General features: G+C 36.8%; 15 protein-coding genes and 1 tRNA gene. 5 read left to right on the plus strand and 11 right to left on the minus strand.

Annotation, left to right across the window (positions count from 1 at the left end; translation table 11 throughout):
• Positions 1-19 precede the first annotated feature (19 nt).
• Positions 20-967, minus strand: a complete 948-nt coding sequence (locus MMP60_RS12725) for a MobA/MobL family protein (RefSeq protein WP_241336691.1) — start codon at positions 965-967, stop codon at positions 20-22.
• A 501-nt stretch (positions 968-1,468) separates the two neighbouring features.
• Here MMP60_RS12725 and MMP60_RS12730 point away from each other — a divergent pair.
• Together MMP60_RS12730 and MMP60_RS12735 are read left to right on the plus strand one after the other, a co-directional pair.
• On the plus strand, positions 1,469-2,176 hold the full coding sequence (locus MMP60_RS12730) for a hypothetical protein (RefSeq protein ID WP_241336692.1): 708 nt from the start codon (positions 1,469-1,471) through the stop codon (positions 2,174-2,176).
• Between the two features lie 235 nt (positions 2,177-2,411).
• Positions 2,412-2,714, plus strand: coding sequence for a hypothetical protein (locus MMP60_RS12735; protein ID WP_241336693.1), 303 nt, complete (start codon positions 2,412-2,414; stop codon positions 2,712-2,714).
• A gap of 23 nt (positions 2,715-2,737) precedes the next feature.
• Here MMP60_RS12735 and MMP60_RS12740 read toward each other — a convergent pair whose 3' ends face one another.
• From MMP60_RS12740 to efp, 8 genes are all read right to left on the minus strand, one after another.
• Positions 2,738-3,760 carry a site-specific integrase gene (locus MMP60_RS12740; RefSeq protein WP_241336694.1) on the minus strand — a complete coding sequence of 341 codons (1,023 nt, stop codon included), beginning with the start codon at positions 3,758-3,760 and terminating at the stop codon, positions 2,738-2,740.
• A gap of 206 nt (positions 3,761-3,966) precedes the next feature.
• Positions 3,967-4,043: transfer RNA gene (locus tag MMP60_RS12745), tRNA-Val, on the minus strand.
• Positions 4,044-4,077: 34 nt separating this feature from the next.
• Positions 4,078-6,066 (minus strand): DUF3488 and transglutaminase-like domain-containing protein, encoded by a 1,989-nt coding sequence (locus MMP60_RS12750; RefSeq protein ID WP_241336696.1) that lies wholly within the window; start codon positions 6,064-6,066, stop codon positions 4,078-4,080.
• Between the two features lie 4 nt (positions 6,067-6,070).
• Positions 6,071-6,973, minus strand: coding sequence for a DUF58 domain-containing protein (locus MMP60_RS12755; protein WP_241336698.1), 903 nt, complete (start codon positions 6,971-6,973; stop codon positions 6,071-6,073).
• A 13-nt stretch (positions 6,974-6,986) separates the two neighbouring features.
• On the minus strand, positions 6,987-7,946 hold the full coding sequence (locus MMP60_RS12760; RefSeq protein WP_241336700.1) for an AAA family ATPase: 960 nt from the start codon (positions 7,944-7,946) through the stop codon (positions 6,987-6,989).
• 78 nt (positions 7,947-8,024) lie between these two features.
• A complete protein-coding gene (locus MMP60_RS12765) occupies positions 8,025-8,327 on the minus strand; it encodes a CstA-like transporter-associated (seleno)protein (RefSeq protein WP_241336786.1) in 303 nt (100 codons plus the stop codon).
• Entirely contained in the window at positions 8,327-10,432 is a 2,106-nt protein-coding gene (locus MMP60_RS12770) for a carbon starvation CstA family protein (protein ID WP_241336701.1), read from the minus strand. The genes MMP60_RS12765 and MMP60_RS12770 overlap by 1 nt, the downstream gene beginning before the upstream one ends.
• A 192-nt stretch (positions 10,433-10,624) precedes the next feature.
• Positions 10,625-11,194, minus strand: a complete 570-nt coding sequence (gene efp / locus MMP60_RS12775; RefSeq protein ID WP_004662912.1) for an elongation factor P — start codon at positions 11,192-11,194, stop codon at positions 10,625-10,627.
• Between the two features lie 86 nt (positions 11,195-11,280).
• Between efp and epmB the strand changes: the two genes are divergently transcribed.
• Genes epmB through MMP60_RS12790 form a run of 3 tightly spaced genes read left to right on the plus strand, consistent with a single transcriptional unit; the run spans position 11,281 to position 16,141 of the window.
• Entirely contained in the window at positions 11,281-12,297 is a 1,017-nt protein-coding gene (gene epmB / locus MMP60_RS12780; RefSeq protein ID WP_241336704.1) for an EF-P beta-lysylation protein EpmB, read from the plus strand.
• An 11-nt stretch (positions 12,298-12,308) separates the two neighbouring features.
• Positions 12,309-14,063, plus strand: a complete 1,755-nt coding sequence (locus tag MMP60_RS12785; protein ID WP_241336705.1) for a GTPase — start codon at positions 12,309-12,311, stop codon at positions 14,061-14,063.
• Complete coding sequence (locus MMP60_RS12790) at positions 14,045-16,141, plus strand: EAL domain-containing protein (RefSeq protein ID WP_241336706.1); 2,097 nt, start codon at positions 14,045-14,047, stop codon at positions 16,139-16,141. The genes MMP60_RS12785 and MMP60_RS12790 overlap by 19 nt, the downstream gene beginning before the upstream one ends.
• A gap of 92 nt (positions 16,142-16,233) precedes the next feature.
• On the opposite strand, the gene rpmE is transcribed toward MMP60_RS12790, so the two are convergent.
• Positions 16,234-16,458, minus strand: a complete 225-nt coding sequence (gene rpmE, locus MMP60_RS12795; RefSeq protein ID WP_241336707.1) for a 50S ribosomal protein L31 — start codon at positions 16,456-16,458, stop codon at positions 16,234-16,236.
• 549 nt (positions 16,459-17,007) lie between these two features.
• The gene (locus tag MMP60_RS12800; RefSeq protein ID WP_241336710.1) at positions 17,008-20,136 is read right to left on the minus strand and encodes a CusA/CzcA family heavy metal efflux RND transporter; all 3,129 of its coding nucleotides are present in this window, start codon (positions 20,134-20,136) and stop codon (positions 17,008-17,010) included.
• Positions 20,137-20,145 lie beyond the last annotated feature (9 nt).

Genomic DNA, 20,145 nt, shown 5'->3' on the forward strand with positions numbered 1-20,145 from the left:
GTTTATTGATGAGGATATATTAGAAATCAAAATCAAAGTTTTTAGATTGATCAAGTTGTGGCCTATTCTGATTTTGCTGTTCACGTTTTTTAGCCAACGCTAGCTCATACTCTTTTTTATAAAGTTCATACAGATTATTTTGACGAATTTCCCGAATGTTCTTTCTATATTCTCCTACCTTGTCTTGATCTTCAGGATCAGTGCTATAGAGTAATGACCTCGGAATTTGTGGGACTTTCTTTAAATTGGTTCCATGTTTTTTATTATAATCTTCATTAGATAAGCACGATACTGCACTGCTCACTTCGATTTCCATACCATGAATTTCTATAATTTTTGTGGGTGAATATTTTTCTAAAAATTCATTTATTATTTTTTCAGTTTGTGTTCGGTAGTGAAATAATATATTACGACCAAATCCAAGCACATCAGCCGTGATTTTTAATGCACCCCCTTTTTCAGGATTTTTTTGACGATATTGCTTAAAGAACTGCTCTGGGGAACGTTCAATATTATCCAACATACTTTTTTCTGAAAATAATAAATGTAAATGTGGCTGTTCTGACTGCCCATCGAGCGCAGCCACATGATTATGAATTGCGATTGTTGATGGCATTTTATATTGACCACAAAATTCATACATTAATCTTTCAGACAACTCTATACGGCAATTTTTATCCAGTTCTTTTGGCAAAGCGATTGTAATATGTGAAGAGGTTCGTCTAGTCTCACTTGTATATTGATCTGCTGCATACCAAAACTTTTCAGGATTATTTTCAGACCAAATCGGCATATTATAAGACGCACAATATTCAAGCTCTTCAATGTCACTTTTATGCTTTGAAAAATATAAAGTACGCGTAATATAGTGATATGCACTTTTTGAGAGTCGATACTTTGAATCACCATCACTCAATTTTATTTGACTATCACCTTTAACGTTATGACTTAAATGAAAATAATACATTTTTACTTCCGATATTAATTTAATTGGAATATCGGATCCTACAAAATTTTAAAAATTCATGATTCGTTTCGTGAAGAAAAATGAAAAAAAATATTTTTCAATTAAAACGCATGAGCAATACCACTCCCATAGTTTCAATTTATATAATAAAAACAATAATTTAGTTGTGTGTTTTTTATATGTAGAAACAGTAAATCTAAAACATGAGTAACGCATAAATTATATAATAATCAATTGCTTAAAACTAAAAGTGCTGCGCAGCACGAGGAGAAGTGTCTTTTAAAGCGAGCGAAGCGAAATTTAAAAGACACGGAAACGAGATATAAAAAATATTTTTTGCATTCGCAAAAAAGATTTTTTATCTGCCCCACCATTAACAGCCATAAATTAACAGTTAAAACTAACAGAAGAGTAGTTTTTTTTGAAAAACACAACATATGACGATTTTTTTTAAGACTCTGTGATATACCAACATTTTCTTAAATACAGATGGTCTAAAAAATGGTTAGAGCTAGATTAACAGTAGATGAAATTATTTTAAGTATTGAAACATACTTAAGGCAAATAGCAAAACGTACTCATTCAGATGAGTTAATACTACAATTGATTCGTTCAAAAACTGCAAATCAATTTACAGAAGAAGACATTAAAAATTTGAGAAATAAATATCATAAAGTTTTAGAATTAAACAGATTAGAAGAAGTAATGGACGCTATCTGCTCAATAAAAAAGAGTGATCGCTCTGATATTGAAAAGGACATTGTTGATTTTAGTGGATATGAAGACCCTTTCTCTCAGACTGATGAAAGATTAAAAATAGCCTTAAGGATGCTAAAAAATTACAATAGAAAAATTCCAGCTGAAATTAAGCAAAAAGCACACAATGAAATTAAAAAAACTTTGAATAATTCGTATAAGCAAAGAGATCAGAAGATAAATGATAGGAAGAAAGAGAATCATGAGAAATTTTTTCTTGGAAGTGTGCTTATATCATTTTTTAAATCACAAAATAATGAAATGAATTATCTTGAGAATACACTTAAAATGATAGAGCTTTATCAAACTAAAGATTATTTTAGAAAAGAGCTATTTTTAGAATCAGAAGTTAAGGAATTTAAATTCTCAAAAGAAGGAATAGATTTTAATAATAAGAAAAATATTATTTTGTCTGACCCCAAAAATCCTTTTTATAACAAATCCATAGATTAAAAGAAAAAGTAGTATACGTTAGCTCATTTATTTTAAATGAGCTAAGCAGTCGACGTTGTTATTACCAACAACGAACAAAAGATTATTTACTGATATAATAAAAAAATAAGTATTTTTTTTGTTTTTTTAAACATATCTCATCTTTTTTTTAATTAATTTGATAAAGTTAATTTCAGATTAGTTGTATTGCTGACCCTCTGCAACTAATTTCAATGATTTTTAAATGGTGGATAATATGGGTATTATAAATAAATATTTCATAGTGATTGAATCTGATGAACCTCCTCAAGTTTTTCTAAATGATACTATTCCCAAAGTTGGGAAAGTCATTGAACTTAAAATAGAGCAACTGCCTACCCGTGTAGATGCGGCGTGGTTACAAGAGCGATTCAGTATCTCGCGCAAAGCACTTATTGAAAAATTACGAATCTTTAATAAGGGTACTGATACCAAACATCTTTACGATCCGAAAGAAGTCATACCAATTTTAGAGAATTTTAATGTCACCAGTAGACGTGGTGCACATCGAAAGAAATAAGGGAGCAATTGCTCCCTTATTTTTTAAGATGCGTTCATCATTTTAGCAATGTCTGAAGCAGTAGGATTATAATAAGTATTAATCAAAGTTTTAATATCTCGATGCCCTGTAACTTTAGCCAAGATTTCCACAGGTAAATTGCGTTTATTTACAAATCGAGTGATAGCTTCATGCCGTGTATCATGAAAGTGAACTACATTATGCAATTCTGTTTTCCCAATTGCCCTTTGCCAAATTAATCTAAATGAATTGGAATTATGGGGAATTAATTTTAGTCTATCCATGTAAGGGATGAGGTTTAGAAGATCACATGCTTCTTTAGATAAGGGAACATCACGAGCATCACCATTTTTTGTGATTGGCAAATGTATGTAGTCAGGATAGATATTGTTACACGTAATCCCTAGAATCTCTCCTTTTCTCATAGCAGTTTCAATCGCAAAAAGAAAAGTCCATGCAACATACTGTCTTGGTGTTTGTGGCCTTGTTCCAATTTTATAATTAAGCGCCTTAAGTATGATTTCAATTTCACTATGACTTATTAGTCGATTGCGTGCGGGAGGCTTAGTTGGCTTAGTGACCTGTGCGAATGGATTGTCTTCAATCAAGAAAAGTTCATTTTTGGCGTAATTAAAAACTGATGTGTATAAACACATTTGTCGATGTACTGTCCCAGGTGCGACTTTCTCTAAACGTTTATCTCGCCAATTTTTTACGTCAATAGGTTTAATTTCATAAATTGACTTTTCAGCAAGGTCACCAAAATAATTTTTAAATGTTTCTCTTTTAATTTGTTGTTTTATGAAGGATTTACCTCTTTTCTTATATCCAACTTCATCATAATATTTTTGACAAAGAACAAAGAATGAAAAATATGGTTTTTGCATCTGAGTTTTTTTAGGATCATACTCAGCTTTCATTTCAAGTAAACGAATAGCAGCCCATTGTTCACACTCTCGTGCAGTATCACGTGTGACACTGTCTCTAAGATTTTTATAGCGTACTTGAATACGCCAAGCATTGCCGCGCTTCACTGGTTTTTGCATAAATCCACCTTGGTGTCGTAGCAGCACCAAACACAAAACCCAAGTGTAAACTTGGGGGCGTTTTGGTGCTAAAACGGAAATAATAAGGTGTTTTTGACGCAGATTTTGACGATTTTAAACCATCAAGCTGACCAATTTAGCATTAAAAACTCTTAAATTACCTTAACTTTAGCCACTTAACTATTTGATAATTAAGTATAAAATTTTGGTAGGTATAAGCAGACTCGAACTGCTGACCTCTACGATGTCAACGTAGCGCTCTAACCAACTGAGCTATACACCTAGGATGAAAGCATCATATTCATTTTTAAAAATTATCACAAGTTATTTTGAGATTGTTTAATTTCAATCGCACAGACTTTAAGCAATTTTTTAAATTCTTGAATATTTTGCTGGCTATCCTGCTCTAAAAAAACAATTTTTTGATATAACACAATCACTTGCTGAAATGCTTTCTGATCACCACTGACACTCGATAAACGCAGCATCCAAACTTGAAATGTTTCTGCTGGTTTTTTATGCAAATGCTTAGGCAACTGCTTTTGAAATTGCATAACAATGCGTTGATATAACGTTTGCTGCCGTGTTTGTCTCCACCAATAGAAGCCAACATACACAGCTAAAATTCCTGCAATGCCAATAATTAAGATCAACACATAACTATAACTTGAATTAAAGCCTAATTTAGATAACCAATTTTTTTGTTTTTCAGCATCGTAACCCACAACTTTGGACTGCCATTGATAACTTAAATAGTCGCTCCAAACACGCATATTTTTCAAAAATTTAAATTGCTGTAAACGCCATGTTTGTGCCTGTGTATCTCCCCAAACTTGTTGATCTTCAGCCAAATAATTCTGCATTCCACCATCGATACGTTGTGGTGCAATCATTGCGGTAGGATCAATCCTTTTCCATTGACCATGTAGATAAACCTCACTCCATGCATGTGCATCAAGTTGGCGAACCTCCCAGCTTTCTCCGTCTAATGCAAACTGTCCACCTTGATAACCTGTCACGACTCTGGCAGGAATCCCTGCATAGCGCATCAACATCACAAAACTAGATGCATAATGCTCACAAAAACCTTTTCGGCTAGAAAACAAAAATTGATCTATGCGATCCCCACTTAATGTCCCAGGAGTCAGCGTATAAACGAAGTTATTCTTTCTATACCAATTCAGCACCGTTTGAATATATTTTTCAGGCTGTTTCTGACTTTGTTCAAACAGTTGATAGGCTAATTGTTGTGCTTTCTGATCACGATCCTCATCAAATCGAGTACTGAATTCAATTTGACGTGGTGATAGTAAAATAGATGGTGTTGATGTTCGCCCCAACCAAAACATTTGTATGGGTTGATTACGTTTAATCAGCTTTGATGGGCGTATACTATCATCTTGATATAATTGTAAATAACGCTCTTGTGGAATCGAATATTCCAAGCCCATGATCCAATTCGCCTGCTCATCAGCAGCTAAATATTGATAAGCAACACGATATGAAGTTGAGTCCACATTTTTAATTTGCTGATTATAAAAACTACTGGTCCATGTTGTGCCATCATATTCATCCAAAACCAAAGCACGCCAATACAGCTCTTGTCTATTTGGCAGTTGCCTCATATCCGCAACAACACGAAAAGCCAAAGCCGACGATTGTGATAATTGTGCAATATCTCCTGGAGACATACGATCGCTGATCCCAGTAGTGGCTTGATTCTTATGAATTGGAATTGCCCAAAGGGGTGGCAACCGAGGAAAGAAAATAAATAATATGATGAAAAATGGTGTCGCAATCCCGACAAGCTTTAAAATTTGTTGAACATCATTTTTTAACTGATTTGATGATAATTGATGCTGGTTAAATAGACCGGTTTGAATCCGATATAGCCCCATTAAACACATCACAAATGCCGAAAAAACAATAACAGCCATCCAAAATGCCTGACTATGTAACAATAGACTGGCACTGACGAATAAGGCAAAGTTAAATACTATCAGTAAATCACGGGTATTCTTGGCTTCCAAACTTTTCGCAAATAAACACGTACTTAAAAAGGCGACTCCAGCTTCTACCCCCAGTAAAGTTTGATAATTTAAATAAATCAGACCTAAAGATAATAAAGAGAAAAAAACTAAAAATAAGCGTGGAAATGGTGTAAGTTTTTGTTTGCTATATCTCCAGACCAATATGAGCCAAATAACACCCCACAACCCACTCAGTGTCACAGGAATAAAAGCCACTTGCCCAATTAATACAAATGCCAATGCAGCCAAAATGCAAAAATAGATTTGTTTGGTCATGATCTTAGGCCTGTGCTAGTAGAAGTTTTGCTTGAAGAAGCTGTATCTGCCCCTGACCACTTTCTAACCTTGCATGTGGCAGTATCAATGCATAATCATCACCAAGTTGTTCACATTGCTCAATTAAGCCCATCATAAAGCTTAATTTTTCCTCATGGCTTTGCGCAGGGATTTTTTGATAATCAATTTCTAAATGTTGATGATTGGCTTGAGCCTCAAACATTTTGATAAAAAATCCCTGTCCTCGAGCAACTTGCTTCCATGCCACATTTTGATAAGAATCACCTTGTTGAAAGGCTCTAAGTTCCTTAAATTCATCTAGGCTATCATTGGCGTTGGTTGGCTGATTTTTATGTTCTTTTTGCCAATCATGCGCTTTAGGTGCAATCCACACTTTTTGTTTTGGATATAAATAAGTCCACGCTCGCACCAAACCTAAAGGATAGGTCGAATAAATTTTCATTGCACCAAATTCAAATAAACCACGCTGCTTCGGAAAAAAAGCCAGTTCGAAGGTCTGTTGTTGCTGATCTAAATAAATTAATTGTTCTTGTTGCAGCCATTGAATACGTAAATATCGGGTCATTACCGATGGCTGATTCAACCGAAGTTTTAAAATTAAAGGCTGATCGACTTGCCCAACCTCAGCTGCAATCAGATCAATTTTTAAAACATGCAATTGCTTGAAGGTGAGATAAAAACTAATACATAAAATGGCGCTAATTAAAAAGCAGAAACCTAAAATCAAGTTATTTGCGTAGTTAATACCTGCAATAAAGGTAATCAGAATCAGAACGAGATATAGAAAACCTTGTTTATAAATAAAAACCAAAACATCTTTCTGTAACAGGGTTTTAGTCCCATCAACTTGAAAGCGTTTCGCAATCCACAGCTGAATCCTTTGCATAAGCCAATCTCAACTATAAGACATCAACTGATTGCAAAATTTGTTTTACCTCTATTTCACCTAAACTTAAACGATGAGCAACCACGGCAACAAAAACGGTTTGCACATCATCAGTGGTTACAAAGCTACGACCTTCAACCAATGCATAAGCTTGTGCAGCAGCTTTTAATGCCAATACACCACGTGTTGATAAGCCATGACGTTGTTTACGTGTTTCAGCAGCCAAATCTAAAATATAATTGAGTACAGCATCGCTTAAAAAAACCTGTTTTACCAATTCACGTAATTGCAAAATATCAACTTGCGTAAATACTGCTTCTAATTGATGAATTAAAACCTGACGTGAGCTTTGCTGTAACAGTAGTTTTTCTGCTTGGCGAGATGGATAACCAAGCGATAAACGCATCAAAAAACGGTCAAGTTGAGACTCAGGCAAAGCATAAGTTCCACTTTGAAATAGTGGATTTTGCGTTGCCAACACCCAAAATGGTTGTGGTAATTCATAATGAGTTCCATCAACAGTGACTGCACCTTCTTCCATGGCTTCGAGTAATGCGCTCTGTGTTTTTGGGCTACAACGATTAATCTCATCTGCCAACAATATCTGAGTAAAAATTGGACCTTTTTTAAACTCAAACAGATGCTCTTTTTGATTAAAAATATTAATGCCAATCACATCACTCGCCAACATGTCATTGGTAAATTGAATCCGCTGAAAATGCAACCCTGCCAGACGAGCCAAGGCACTGGCTAGAGTCGTTTTACCTAATCCTGGTAAATCTTCAAACAACACATGCCCACCTGCCAATAAACAAGTCAGCGCCAATTTAGTTTGCTGAGGTTTATCTAAAATAAGCTGATTCACTTCAACTAAAAAACGTTCAACTTTCTGACTAAAATGCTTAATGTGTTGTTCTACTTCTTGATTTTGTTGTTTTTTATCTTGAACAGAAGCGTTTTCCATGCCCCACATAACTCTATCCCCAAACTAAAACAGTGCATGATTCAACATACACTGTTTTAGTTTTTTTTCAAAGAAATCAAATAATTTCTAGCAAGGACATTTCTTCATATTACCACCTGACGATGGGTAACGAGCATCAACACAATAACGATAAAAAGTCTTGGCATCCATTGGGGTTAAATCTGGATGATGCGCTTGCATATGCTTTACATAGTTTTCATAATCAGGCACACCCACCATCAAACGAAAACTTTTTTGCAAGTTTTGCCATAACACTGCAATACGAGACCAATTTTTAGGTGAAAAGATCAAATGCTTTTGTGACATGACGGTGAATTTAATAATCTTCACAATCACAGCACTTCCTTGCCGAGCAATTTTAAAATCCATCATGATTCTCCCCTCGCTGTTTCTGCTGTCATTGCAGTTTCAGTGAATACCGCAGGCGCTTCATTTACAGTTGGCACAGGACTTTTTAAAGCACGGCGAATAATTCCAATCGATGCAATAATCATAACAATTGCAACAGTCATGAAAAATCCGCATAACACAGCATTGATCTGATTCGACATCACAATGGTCTGCATTTCAGCAACTGACTTCGCAGGTGCAAGAACATCACCACGGGCAATTGCATCAGAGAAACGATTCGCTTGAGCAAGAAAACCAATCCTCGGATTTTCATGGAAAATCTTTTGCCATCCTGCTGTCATGGAGGTAATAAATAAGAAAATCGTTGGAATAATCGTCACCCAAACATACTTTTCTTTCTTCATCTTGAATAAAATAACCGTACCCAAGATCAATGCCATTGAGGCAAGGATTTGATTACCAATTCCGAATAATGGCCACAAGGAGTTAATACCACCGAGAGGATCAACCACGCCTTGATAGACAAAGAAGCCCCAACCTGCAACTGCCACAGACGTCCCAACCAAATTTCCAAAGAATGAACCTGATTGTTTTACTGCAGGTACAACAATCCCGACGGTATCCTGTACCATAAAGCGACAAGCACGAGTACCTGCATCGACTGCGGTCAAAATGAATAGTGCTTCAAATAGAATGGCAAAGTGATACCAAAATGCCATCATTGCACGGCTATTGAAAATCTCTGAAATGATATGAGCCATACCAATCGCAAAAGTTGGCGCTCCACCAGTACGAGAAAGGATTGAACTTTCACCTACTTCTTGTGCTAGTACGGTAAGCATTTCAGGACTGACTACAAAACCAAGATTTCTTACCGCTTCCGCCGCAGTATCAACATTTGTACCTAAGACGGCAGCAGGCGCATTAATTGCAAAATAAATCCCTGGATCAAGTACGGTTGCACAGATCATTGCCATGATACCGACAAATGATTCCATCAACATGCCACCATAACCGATCATACGAATGTTGACTTCATTATCAACCAACTTTGGTGTTGTCCCTGAGGATACCAAGGCATGGAAACCAGAAATTGCCCCACAAGCAATGGTAATAAATAGAAATGGAAATAAGCTACCTGCAAATACAGGCCCCGTACCATCGACAAAATGCGTCACTGCGGGCATTTTGAGTTCAGGCATCGCAAAGATAATTCCAATCGCTAGACCTGCTATCACACCAATTTTAAGGAACGTTGATAAGTAATCACGAGGTGCTAACAATAACCACACAGGCAATACTGACGCAATAAAACCATAAATGATTAATGCCCAAGTCAATTGAGTTCCAGTTAAGGTGAACAATTGCCCCCAGTAAGGGTCTTTTGCCACATCACCGCCAAAGACAATCGCCGCCATCATTAGCACAAAACCAATGATCGAAACCTCAGCAATTTTCCCTGGGCGTAGATAACGCATGTATATGCCCATGAATAATGCAATTGGGATGGTTGCTGCAATACTAAATACCCCCCACGGACTATGCGCCAAAGCTTTTACGACAACCAATGCAAGTACCGCAAGGATAATAATCATGACCCCGAGCGTACCCAACATCACAATGACACCTGCGAAAGTACCTAGCTCCTGCTTTGCCATTTCACCTAAAGAACGACCATCTCGCCGAGTTGAGATAAATAGCACCAGAAAATCTTGTACCGCACCTGCAATCACAACACCAACTAAAAGCCAAATGGTTCCTGGCAAGTAACCCATTTGCGCTGCGAGAATTGGCCCGACCAAAGGTCCTGCACCTGCAATTGCAGCAAAATGATGCCCAAATAGGACATATTTATTGGTTGGCACATAATCTAGACCGTCATTCAAACGATGTGCTGGTGTTAAGCGTTTAGGATTTAATTCAAAGACTTTTGTTGCAATAAATAAACTGTAGAACCGATATGCAATGCTATATACACAAACCGCAGCCAGAACGAGCCAAACTGCATTAACATGCTCACCACGACTTACTGCCAAAATTCCAAATGAAATTGCACCAATAATGGCGACTAAACTCCATAGAATTTTTGAGGATAGTGTGGTCTTTGCTTGTATTTTTTCCATTCAGAACCTCTCAAATACATAAGCTGTAGTTTTGGATTTCCCTTTTTATACTTTCTTTATAAAAAATATCTTTGTCAGTTTATCTGTTGTTGAAATTGTTTTATCTAATACTTTGGCATAAAAAAAGGGATGATTGTTTAATCATCCCTTCGATAATCGTATCACTTACGTAGCAGTGCTACTCATTTACGATTATGCACGCTCTAGGTAATCACCTGTACGCGTATCAACACGAACGCTTTCTTCTTGCTGTACGAATAATGGAACACGTACGACCGCACCTGTTTCAAGCTTCGCTGGCTTACCGCCACCGCCAGATGTATCACCACGTACACCTGGATCAGTTTCAACGATTTTCAACACCACAAAGTTTGGTGGATTCACGTTTAAAGGTACGCCATTAAACAACATGATCGTACATTTTTCATTAGAATCATCTTTTAACCATTTCGCAGCATCGCCCATTGCAGTTTTGTCTGCGGCGATTTGCTCGAAAGATACAGGATCCATGAAATTCCACATTTCACCATCGTTGTAAAGGTAATCCATTTCAACTTCAACAATATCAGCCGCTTCTAAAGAGTCACCTGATTTGAAAGTTTTTTCTAATACTTTACCTGAGCGAAGGTTACGTAACTTCACACGGTTAAATGCTTGACCTTTACCTGGTTTTACATATTCATTTTCCATGATTGAACATGGGTTGCCATCAAGCATAACCTTAAGGCCTGCTTTAAAATCATTTGTAGAATAATAGGCCATGAAAGGCTCACTCCAAACTTAAAACTCAAATCTATTAGTGCTAGACTACACGCACAGCTAAGGCTAACACTATTTTAACGTATTGCATGATAAACTATTTACATCAAGAGCAAAACTGGCAATCACAACTCAGTGATCTAATTACTGATCCTTTAGAGTTGTTAAATCTGCTGGAATTATCGACTGAGCAATTATTATCAGGGGCAATCCTTGCATCTGAACAGTTTAAATTACGTGTGCCGCGTGCATTCGTCGGAAAAATGCGCATTGGTGATCCCTTTGATCCCCTTCTTTTACAAGTACTACCGCATCATCTTGAACTTGAAGAACACCCAGAATTCGTCACAGACCCATTAGGTGAAGAAGCAGCCAATCAGATGGCTGGGGTTTTACATAAATACCAATCACGGTTTTTACTCACGTTAACAGGCGCATGTGCAATTCATTGCCGTTATTGTTTCCGTCGTCATTTCCCTTATCAAGAAAATTTACCTAAAAATGATGATTGGCTAAATATAAAACAATATATTGAGGATAACCCTGCCATTAATGAAATTATTCTTAGTGGCGGCGATCCTTTAACTTTATCTAATCGAAAAATAGCACTTTGGTTAGAGCGATTAGAGTCATTACCACAACTCAAAATATTGAGAATTCATTCACGTGTTCCCGTTGTTATTCCAAATCGCATCGATGATGAGTTTATTTCTATTTTAAAAAACAGTAGGCTACGCATTATAGTAGTGATACACTCAAATCATGCTTCAGAACTTGATGATTTTACTTGTTCAAAGTTATTACAGTTATCATTGCACCATATAACCGTGTTAAATCAGACAGTTTTACTTAAAGGTGTGAATGATTCCGCAACAACTTTAACGGAATTAAGTTATCGCTTGTTTGAAGCTCGGGTTATGCCCTATTACTTACATGTATTGGATAAAGTAAAAGGTGCTCAACATTTTGACTTAAGATCTTCAGAGATAGATCATATATACAGTGATGTATTAGCGAGTTTAGCTGGATACTTAGTTCCAAAACTCGTCAGGGAAATTGCGGGCGAAAAAAATAAAACACCGCTTTTTGGGGTTCAAACATTCTGAGACTGATTACAATGATGAATAATGCATTTTCGGATATTTTTCAAATTCCTACTGTTTTAAGACGGGATAAACTCAGTTTTTGTGATGCAAACACAAAAAGTTTAAATGAATGGATTTCAACCCTCTCGATTATGCAGTTGGGTGATACATCAAAAGCATTGTTTGCAGCACTACTAGAACTTTGTGAATTGGAGTGTTCTGAAACACTACGGTTTGACCTGATTCAAACCTTACACCCAACCATTGAAAATATTTTAGGTAGCTTAGAAAAAAACTTCTTTAATCAGGGTGTGATTAGTTCAGATCGTAACGAGCATATTATTGAACTTGCGATGCTATTACGCTGCTATTTTGCAGCAATTTACGTCAATATTGTACGTCGTAGTAGTGATCAATTAGAGCACCAAAAATTTTCAATTTTTGCGCTCAATCAAAAGAAAAATTTACATACCGCTAGAACACTTGCGACTTTCCAAGCACTGCAACAACTCACACAGCTGCTTTATCAACAACATATGTTATATAGCGAACCTGTAGCAGGACAATGGCTGATTGCTCATCAACTTTATGATGCAGCCGTTACGCATAAATATCATCATGTGAATATAGAACAAGCTCAAGGTAAGCCAAATAGCCTTAACAATATTACACATGCCTATGCTCAATTGATTTTGATGGATATTTTCAATACCAATCAAATTCGTCAAACCGAAATTCAAGCCTTGTTTCAATGCAGTTTTGATTGGGCTAAAATGCTACAACTCTTATCAAAAGAAACTGATTTAACCAAATACGTCGTTGATACAACTAAAGATCATCCGCCAATATATAACAAAAAACAAAGTTCAGGCTTTAATCCTAATATCTTTATTAGTACAAATGGTTTACTTGACCATGTGACAGCAACATTACATAAAAATGCTGAATATATTTCTAAGAATGAAAAGATTTACCTCACACCTGCTCTAAAATTCCACGTTCAGACGATTTTAGGATCTACGGCGGAACGTCGCCACGAACGCTATGAATACTCAGCACAATTGCATATCTGTTTTGGATTATTGACGGCTCACTTCTACTTATCTAAAGCTAAAAACTTTTCTGAAACGTTATTGTTAGAACATGGTTATGGTTTACAAAGTGAATCAAAATTTTTATCAACTTGGGATAAAAAAGACTCTACAGGTAACCAAGAATCGTCAATTCAACGCTTAAGTCGTGAAAACAAAGCAATTTATCAAGCTGATATTCTCGATATTAGTGTCAACGGTTATCGAATTAAATGGGCTGCCGAAGCGCCAAAAAACCTCAGAACAGGTGAATACATTCTAGTCAAAGAGACCTCTCATGGGCATTGGCGCGGAGGTGTGATTCGTTGGTTGAAGCAATCAAGTGAAAAAAGTCTAGAACTTGGCTTAGAAGTTTTAGCACAAGAAATTTTCCCTTGTGCAGTTCGTGTACAAGCAGATCGACATATTAGTAATTATCATCCTGCACTTATTTTAAAAAATCAAAATTTAGATGAAACTAAGACAACGATAATTTTACCAGGATCACAAATTTTTCGCGAACAGCAAGCTGTTCATTTACGATTAGGGAAAGAGGAAGTAAAAGTGTATCTACTCACTGCACAACTAATTACTCAAAGCTTTGTGCAATTTGACTTTGAACTGCTAAATGAAGAAGAGCAGCCTGTTCTTCATAAATTTATTGCGCAAAAAAATATGGATACAAATGATCAAGATTTATGGGAAGCATTGAAGTGAGAAATTCATTACTCTCTAAAAAATTAAAACGCACAGAAACGCGCCTACTGATTATTGATGATAACCAACTGCGTTATAATCAAATTTTAGAAATATTTGCGCAACAAGAACATCAAGTACAAGCCATTTTACTTGATGACCTAAAGGCATTTGAAAAACAACTCAATTTGCCTTGGGATATTGTGATTTTTGGGCGTGCATATGATCTAAAAATTGAACAAACTTTATCTCTAATCCATGCTTCTGCCCAACCTAGTTTGCCAATTCTATTACTAGAACCTGATGACTACAATCCAGAACAGTATCAGACCTACATTCTTAAAGGTCTTTATGATGTAGTCAGCCTCAAAGTTCCTGAAAATTTCTACATTAGTATCATCAGATCGTTATCTTATAGTCGTCTAGTCCAAGCTGAACATCGCTTACTCACCGAATTAGAAGCAGCTCAAACTCAAGCTCAGTCTTTAGTTGCTGAAAGTCATAAAGCCGTTGCAATTTTACAAGAAGGCATACATCTCAAGGCAAATAATGAATATGCTCACCTATTTGGTTTTAATAGTGAAGATGATCTAATTGGTGTACCTATTCTTGATATTTTACAACCTGAAGATCTAGGTCAATTTAAATTACGGTTTAAACGAATTTCTCAAGGACAGTTTGAACAAGCACGCTTTGAAATTCGAACACAAAATCCAATGGTGAAGAATAATCCTCTACATGTAGAGTTCTTACCTTCAGGCAATGATGATGAAATACAACTAAATATAGAATGTGAATCATTAAATGCGATTGCAACACCAAATGCTGCTTCAACGACAACACCATCTGAAAAAGCACCGAGTATAAATACTGCTCTACAGCACATTAATCGCCATTTAACCAATCACCCAGCAAATTCAAATGCTCTGATTTTATTTAGTTTAAATAATTGTCCAAATGAAGTATTTCAAACGGACTGGCGTGGCACTAAAGCCTATTTCTCAAATATTGCTAGTTTCATCAAAGAACAAGTAAATGTTCCCATTTACCAAATAGAAACTGCACTTTATGTCTGCTTAATCCAAGCGGAATCACAAGCTGTTCTAAATTCATTATTGATTGGATTAAATGGTCTACAAAAACCTCAACTACTAGTGACCGAGAACTATACGTTCCCTCTACACCTAAAGTTAGGGTATCACGAACTGAATCAACAGATTGCCGATGAAGCAAGTTTCGAACAAATTTTAAGCAAGGCATTCTCACTCGCCTTGCCTGTTCTCAATAATCCATCTATTGATAGCGATATTGGTTTAGCTACCGATAAAATTACAATGTCTATCGAATTAGATCTTTTGCAAGAGCTAAGACAGAAGTTGGATGCGGGTGATATTCATCTGAAATATCAACAACTCTATGATAAACAAGATCAATTTACACATACTTATGAAGTCGTTGGTGGTTTTATCCATAATAATCAATGGATAGATTTAATGGATCTAAATGATCTAAAAGAAGACCATGAATTATCAGCTCAATTAGACCGTTGGGTACTCGTCGAAGCCTGCAAACAATTGCATAATTTCATTACCCAATACCCAAAAGCAAAATTAATTATTAACCTGAATCCTCACATTCTATTGAATGATAGAAAGTTATCAGAATTAGTGGCTAAGCTACTAACCATTATCGGAAGCAAACAAGCTCACCCTTTAATTCTTCAATTCTCTGAACAGGCACTGCAACAAAATCTATCACAGGCTCAAGGTCTGATTGCTTCACTCCGTCAACATGGCGCCGAAATTTCTATTCGTAACTTTGGTGATTCGCTCTATAGTGATTCAATCTTAGATCAAATTGATACCCAATATTTAAGCCTCCATAATAGGTTAGCTAAAATGTTAGGTTCAGATAAAGAAATGGCTGTGTTACAAGAAAAAATTCTTCATTTTATTGCCGAAAAACCTGTAGAAATATTACTGACTGAACTAAACGATATGAGTCTATTTGCGAATGCATGGAATGTAGAAGCTCGTTTCTTACAAGGTAATTATTTCCAAAAGAAACTTGACCGCTTAACTGACGTACAAGACCAATAAAAAATTTCCTCAACCTTCCTTTTTAAAAGGAGGGTTGAATTAACGGGTACAAAAAAAAACGGGCATATTGCCCGTTTTTATATTTCTTGATATTAACGTTTGATAGAACGTGACATACCAGAGAAACGTTGTTTGAATTTGTCGATACGACCACCAGTATCTACGTTCTTTTGCTTACCAGTATAGAATGGGTGACAAGCTGAACATACGTCAAGATAAAGTGTATCTTTACCTAAAGCTGAACGAGTTTCGATTACGTTACCGCATGAACAAGTAGCAACTAAAGTTTGGTATTTTGGATGAATATCGGCGCGCATGGTCGATGCTCCTAAATTAGTAAGAAAGGCTTAAGCTGTTATCGCAATTGATCACTCTCAAAATGAGGAAAGCAAAGTATTTGCATACTTGCAGATCAATACCACAACAGACCATTTCTTTTGACTCACCGAGACTCTATAAGGTCAGAGCAAAGCCAACAAGTGGCGCTACTATACTCTATTCCAACAAAATTTAAAACAGATGTTGGACATTAAACAAACCATATAACAGACTAAAAACACACCCACTCACTTTTTTAGAAAAACAGATAACTTAGTATGCTGCCCATCTATGAGATTAGGCACTACTAACTAAAAGTAGTTTGAATCCATAATATATTTTATTTAAATGCAACGTTACTAAGCAAGACCAGCTTTTTATTTACCACTAATAATAGAGCAAAGGTCATGCACCAGTCATGGAGCGCCAATAAGTTGTTACATGCTTATTAAAGTGCAAACATAAAGCGAGACTGATCATGCAGACTAGCCACATCATCACAAATTTGCTTTGTTTATCTCGCAATATATTTGTCATTAAAGATGCCCCTAAACAACCTGTTCAGTGGCATCGCTTGATATTCTTGACCTACCTTGGTTAAACCACACATATAAGGTCGGCAAAATAATCAAAGTCAGTAAGGTTGATGAAATGATCCCACCAATCACGACTGTTGCAATTGGACGTTGGACTTCAGAACCAATACCTACATTTAAAGCCATTGGAATAAAGCCTAAAGAAGCCACTAAAGCTGTAATCAACACAGGGCGTAGTCGTTCCATTGCACCATGTCTCACCGCATCAATGACACTTTCCCCTTGCACTAGAAGCCTTTGAATGGCAGAAACAAGAACTAAGCCATTCAGCACAGCCACACCTGACAATGCGATAAAGCCGACGGCAGCAGAAATTGAGAATGGAATATCCCGTAAAGCTAAAGCGATCACACCACCTGTTAATGCAAATGGTACGCCTGTGAATACCAAGACACTATTTCTAACATTACCTAAAGCCATGTAGATCATGGCAAAGATCAGAATTAAAGCGATTGGAACAACAACCATGAGTCGACTCGATGCAGACTCCATTTGTTCAAACGTACCACCCCAGGTCAGCCAGTAACCCTCTGGTAATTTAAAATCTGCATTCAGCTTAGATTGTGCTTCTGCAATGTAACTACCAATATCTGTACCACGGACATTTGCTGTGATGACGATACGACGCTTACCATTCTCACGAGAAATTTGGTTTGGTCCTTGAACATTTTTTAACTCGATCAATTCTGATAAAAGTACACTTGAACCATCAGGCAGATTCACAGGAACTTGATAGAGTTTTTCTAGGTCTGTGACAGAGTTTTGATCCATTCGAACAACAATATCGAACTTTCGATCACTTTCAAATACCTTACCTGCTGTCTCACCAGTGATGAGGCTAGAAACCTGTTGCTGTACATCCTCAGCATCAAGTCCATAATTGGCAATCATGTCTTTTTTCAGCTCGACAGATACCATGGGTAAACCCGTCATCTGTTCAACTTTCAAGTCAGCAGCACCATTCACTCCCTCTAAAATTTTAGCGGCAGCATTTGCTGATTCGAGTAGCTGATCGAGATCATCACCATATATTTTCACAGCGACATCGGTACGGACACCTGAAATAAGTTCGTTAAAGCGCATTTGGATCGGCTGAGTGAACTCGTAATTATTTCCATAAACACCTTTAGCTACTCGTTCAATATCGGCAACGACTTCAGCTTTTGGTTTCTTTGGATTTGGCCATTCACTACGTGGCTTCAACATGACAAAGTTATCAGCTACATTGGGTGGAACTGGGTCAGTGGCGATTTCTGCTGTTCCAACTTTGGCAAACATGGTCTGAACTTCAGGAATTTTCACAATTTCTTTTTCAAGCGTGTATTGCATTTCAACAGCTTGAGTTAATGAAGTACCAGGGATACGTAAGGCATGCAATGCCACATCTCCCTCATCTAAAGAAGGTATAAACTCTGAACCTAAACGAGTTGAAAGACTTGCACTGAATATAAAAAATACTGAAACAAAGGCAATCAGTAGATATCTATGATTTAAAGACCAATCTAAAATTGGGTTATAAAACCTTTTGATGCCGTGGACGATTTTTGACTCTTCTTCTTTAATTTCACCAGTCGTAACTAATGCCACCATTGCAGGGACAAAGGTAATTGAAAGAATCATTGCTGCCATTAAAGCCATAACCACTGTTGCAGCCATCGGTGTAAACATCTTGCCTTCAACACCAGTAAGGGTCATCACAGGTAGATAAACCAAAATAATAATCAATTGACCATAAAGAATCGCTTTTCGAGATTCCTTTGTTGCTTCAAACACAGTCGTAAAGCGTTCTTTTTGAGTCAGAATACGTCCTAACTCTTTTTGCTTCATGGCTAATTTAGCGAGAGATGCCTCGACAATAACCACAGCACCATCAACAATAATTCCGAAATCAAGTGCACCTAAACTCATTAAATTGGCACTGATCTTTTGGTTGACCATGCCAGTGATTGTCATCAACATGGATAATGGAATCACCATCGCAGTAATCAGAGCTGCACGGAAATGTCCAAGAAAAAGAAAAAGTACAACAATGACTAGAATTGCACCTTCAAATAAATTCTTCTTCACTGTTTGAATCGTTGCATCAACTAAAGTTGTTCGGTTGTAGACCGCTTTAGCTTCAACACCTTCAGGTAGCGACTTTTGAACCTGTTGTAGCTTTTGATCTACAGCATGAGCAACATTTCGAGAGTTTTCTCCAATAAGCATGAACGCTGTACCCAGTACAATTTCTTGCCCATCTTTGGTCGCAGCACCTGTCCGTAATTCGTGACCAATCGATATTTTGGCAACATCTTTCAATCTGAGGATATAACCATTGCTCGTCGTAATCGGAATATTTTGGATTTGTTCAATCGAGTTAATTTGAGAATCAGAACGGATTAAATACTGCTCACCATTTTTCTCAATGTACCCTGAGCTTTTGTTCATGCTGTTCTTAGAGATCGCCTCTAAAATCGCCTTCTGATCCAGCCCTATGCTACGCAAATAAGCATAATCAGGTTGAACAACAAATTGTTTGAGATAACCACCAATGGTATTGATTTCATTCACACCCTCTACATTTCGAAGCTGAGGTTTAATGACCCAATCCTGTAAAGTTCTTAATTCAGTGGGTGAAAGTGGGTTTAGACTATTCTTGGCATTTTCAACGGTATACATGAAGATTTCGCCAAGTCCTGTGGAAACAGGACCCATTGAAGTCGATATACCACTTGGCAGTGTTGGTGTCACGCCTTGCAATTTTTCATTGACAATTTGGCGGGCAAAATAAATGTCCGTCCCCTCCTTGAATATCGCCGTGACCTGAGATAAACCATATCTCGACACAGAACGTGTATATTCAAGATTAGGGATACCTGCCAAAGCTGTTTCAATTGGGTAAGTGACTTGTGACTCCATCTCCATTGGAGACAAGCCTTGTGCTTCACTGTTGATTTGGACTTGTACATTTGTGATATCAGGAACAGCATCAATAGGTAGTTTAAAATAGTTATAAACACCCAATGCACCTACGAATAGGAAGACGATCAGTACAAGCCAACGATTCTTAATCGAAAGCTTAACAATTTGGTCAAACATGGTGCTACC

This window comes from Acinetobacter sp. ANC 4805 (assembly GCF_022549495.1).
In the GTDB taxonomy this organism is placed as follows: Bacteria; Pseudomonadota; Gammaproteobacteria; order Pseudomonadales; family Moraxellaceae; genus Acinetobacter.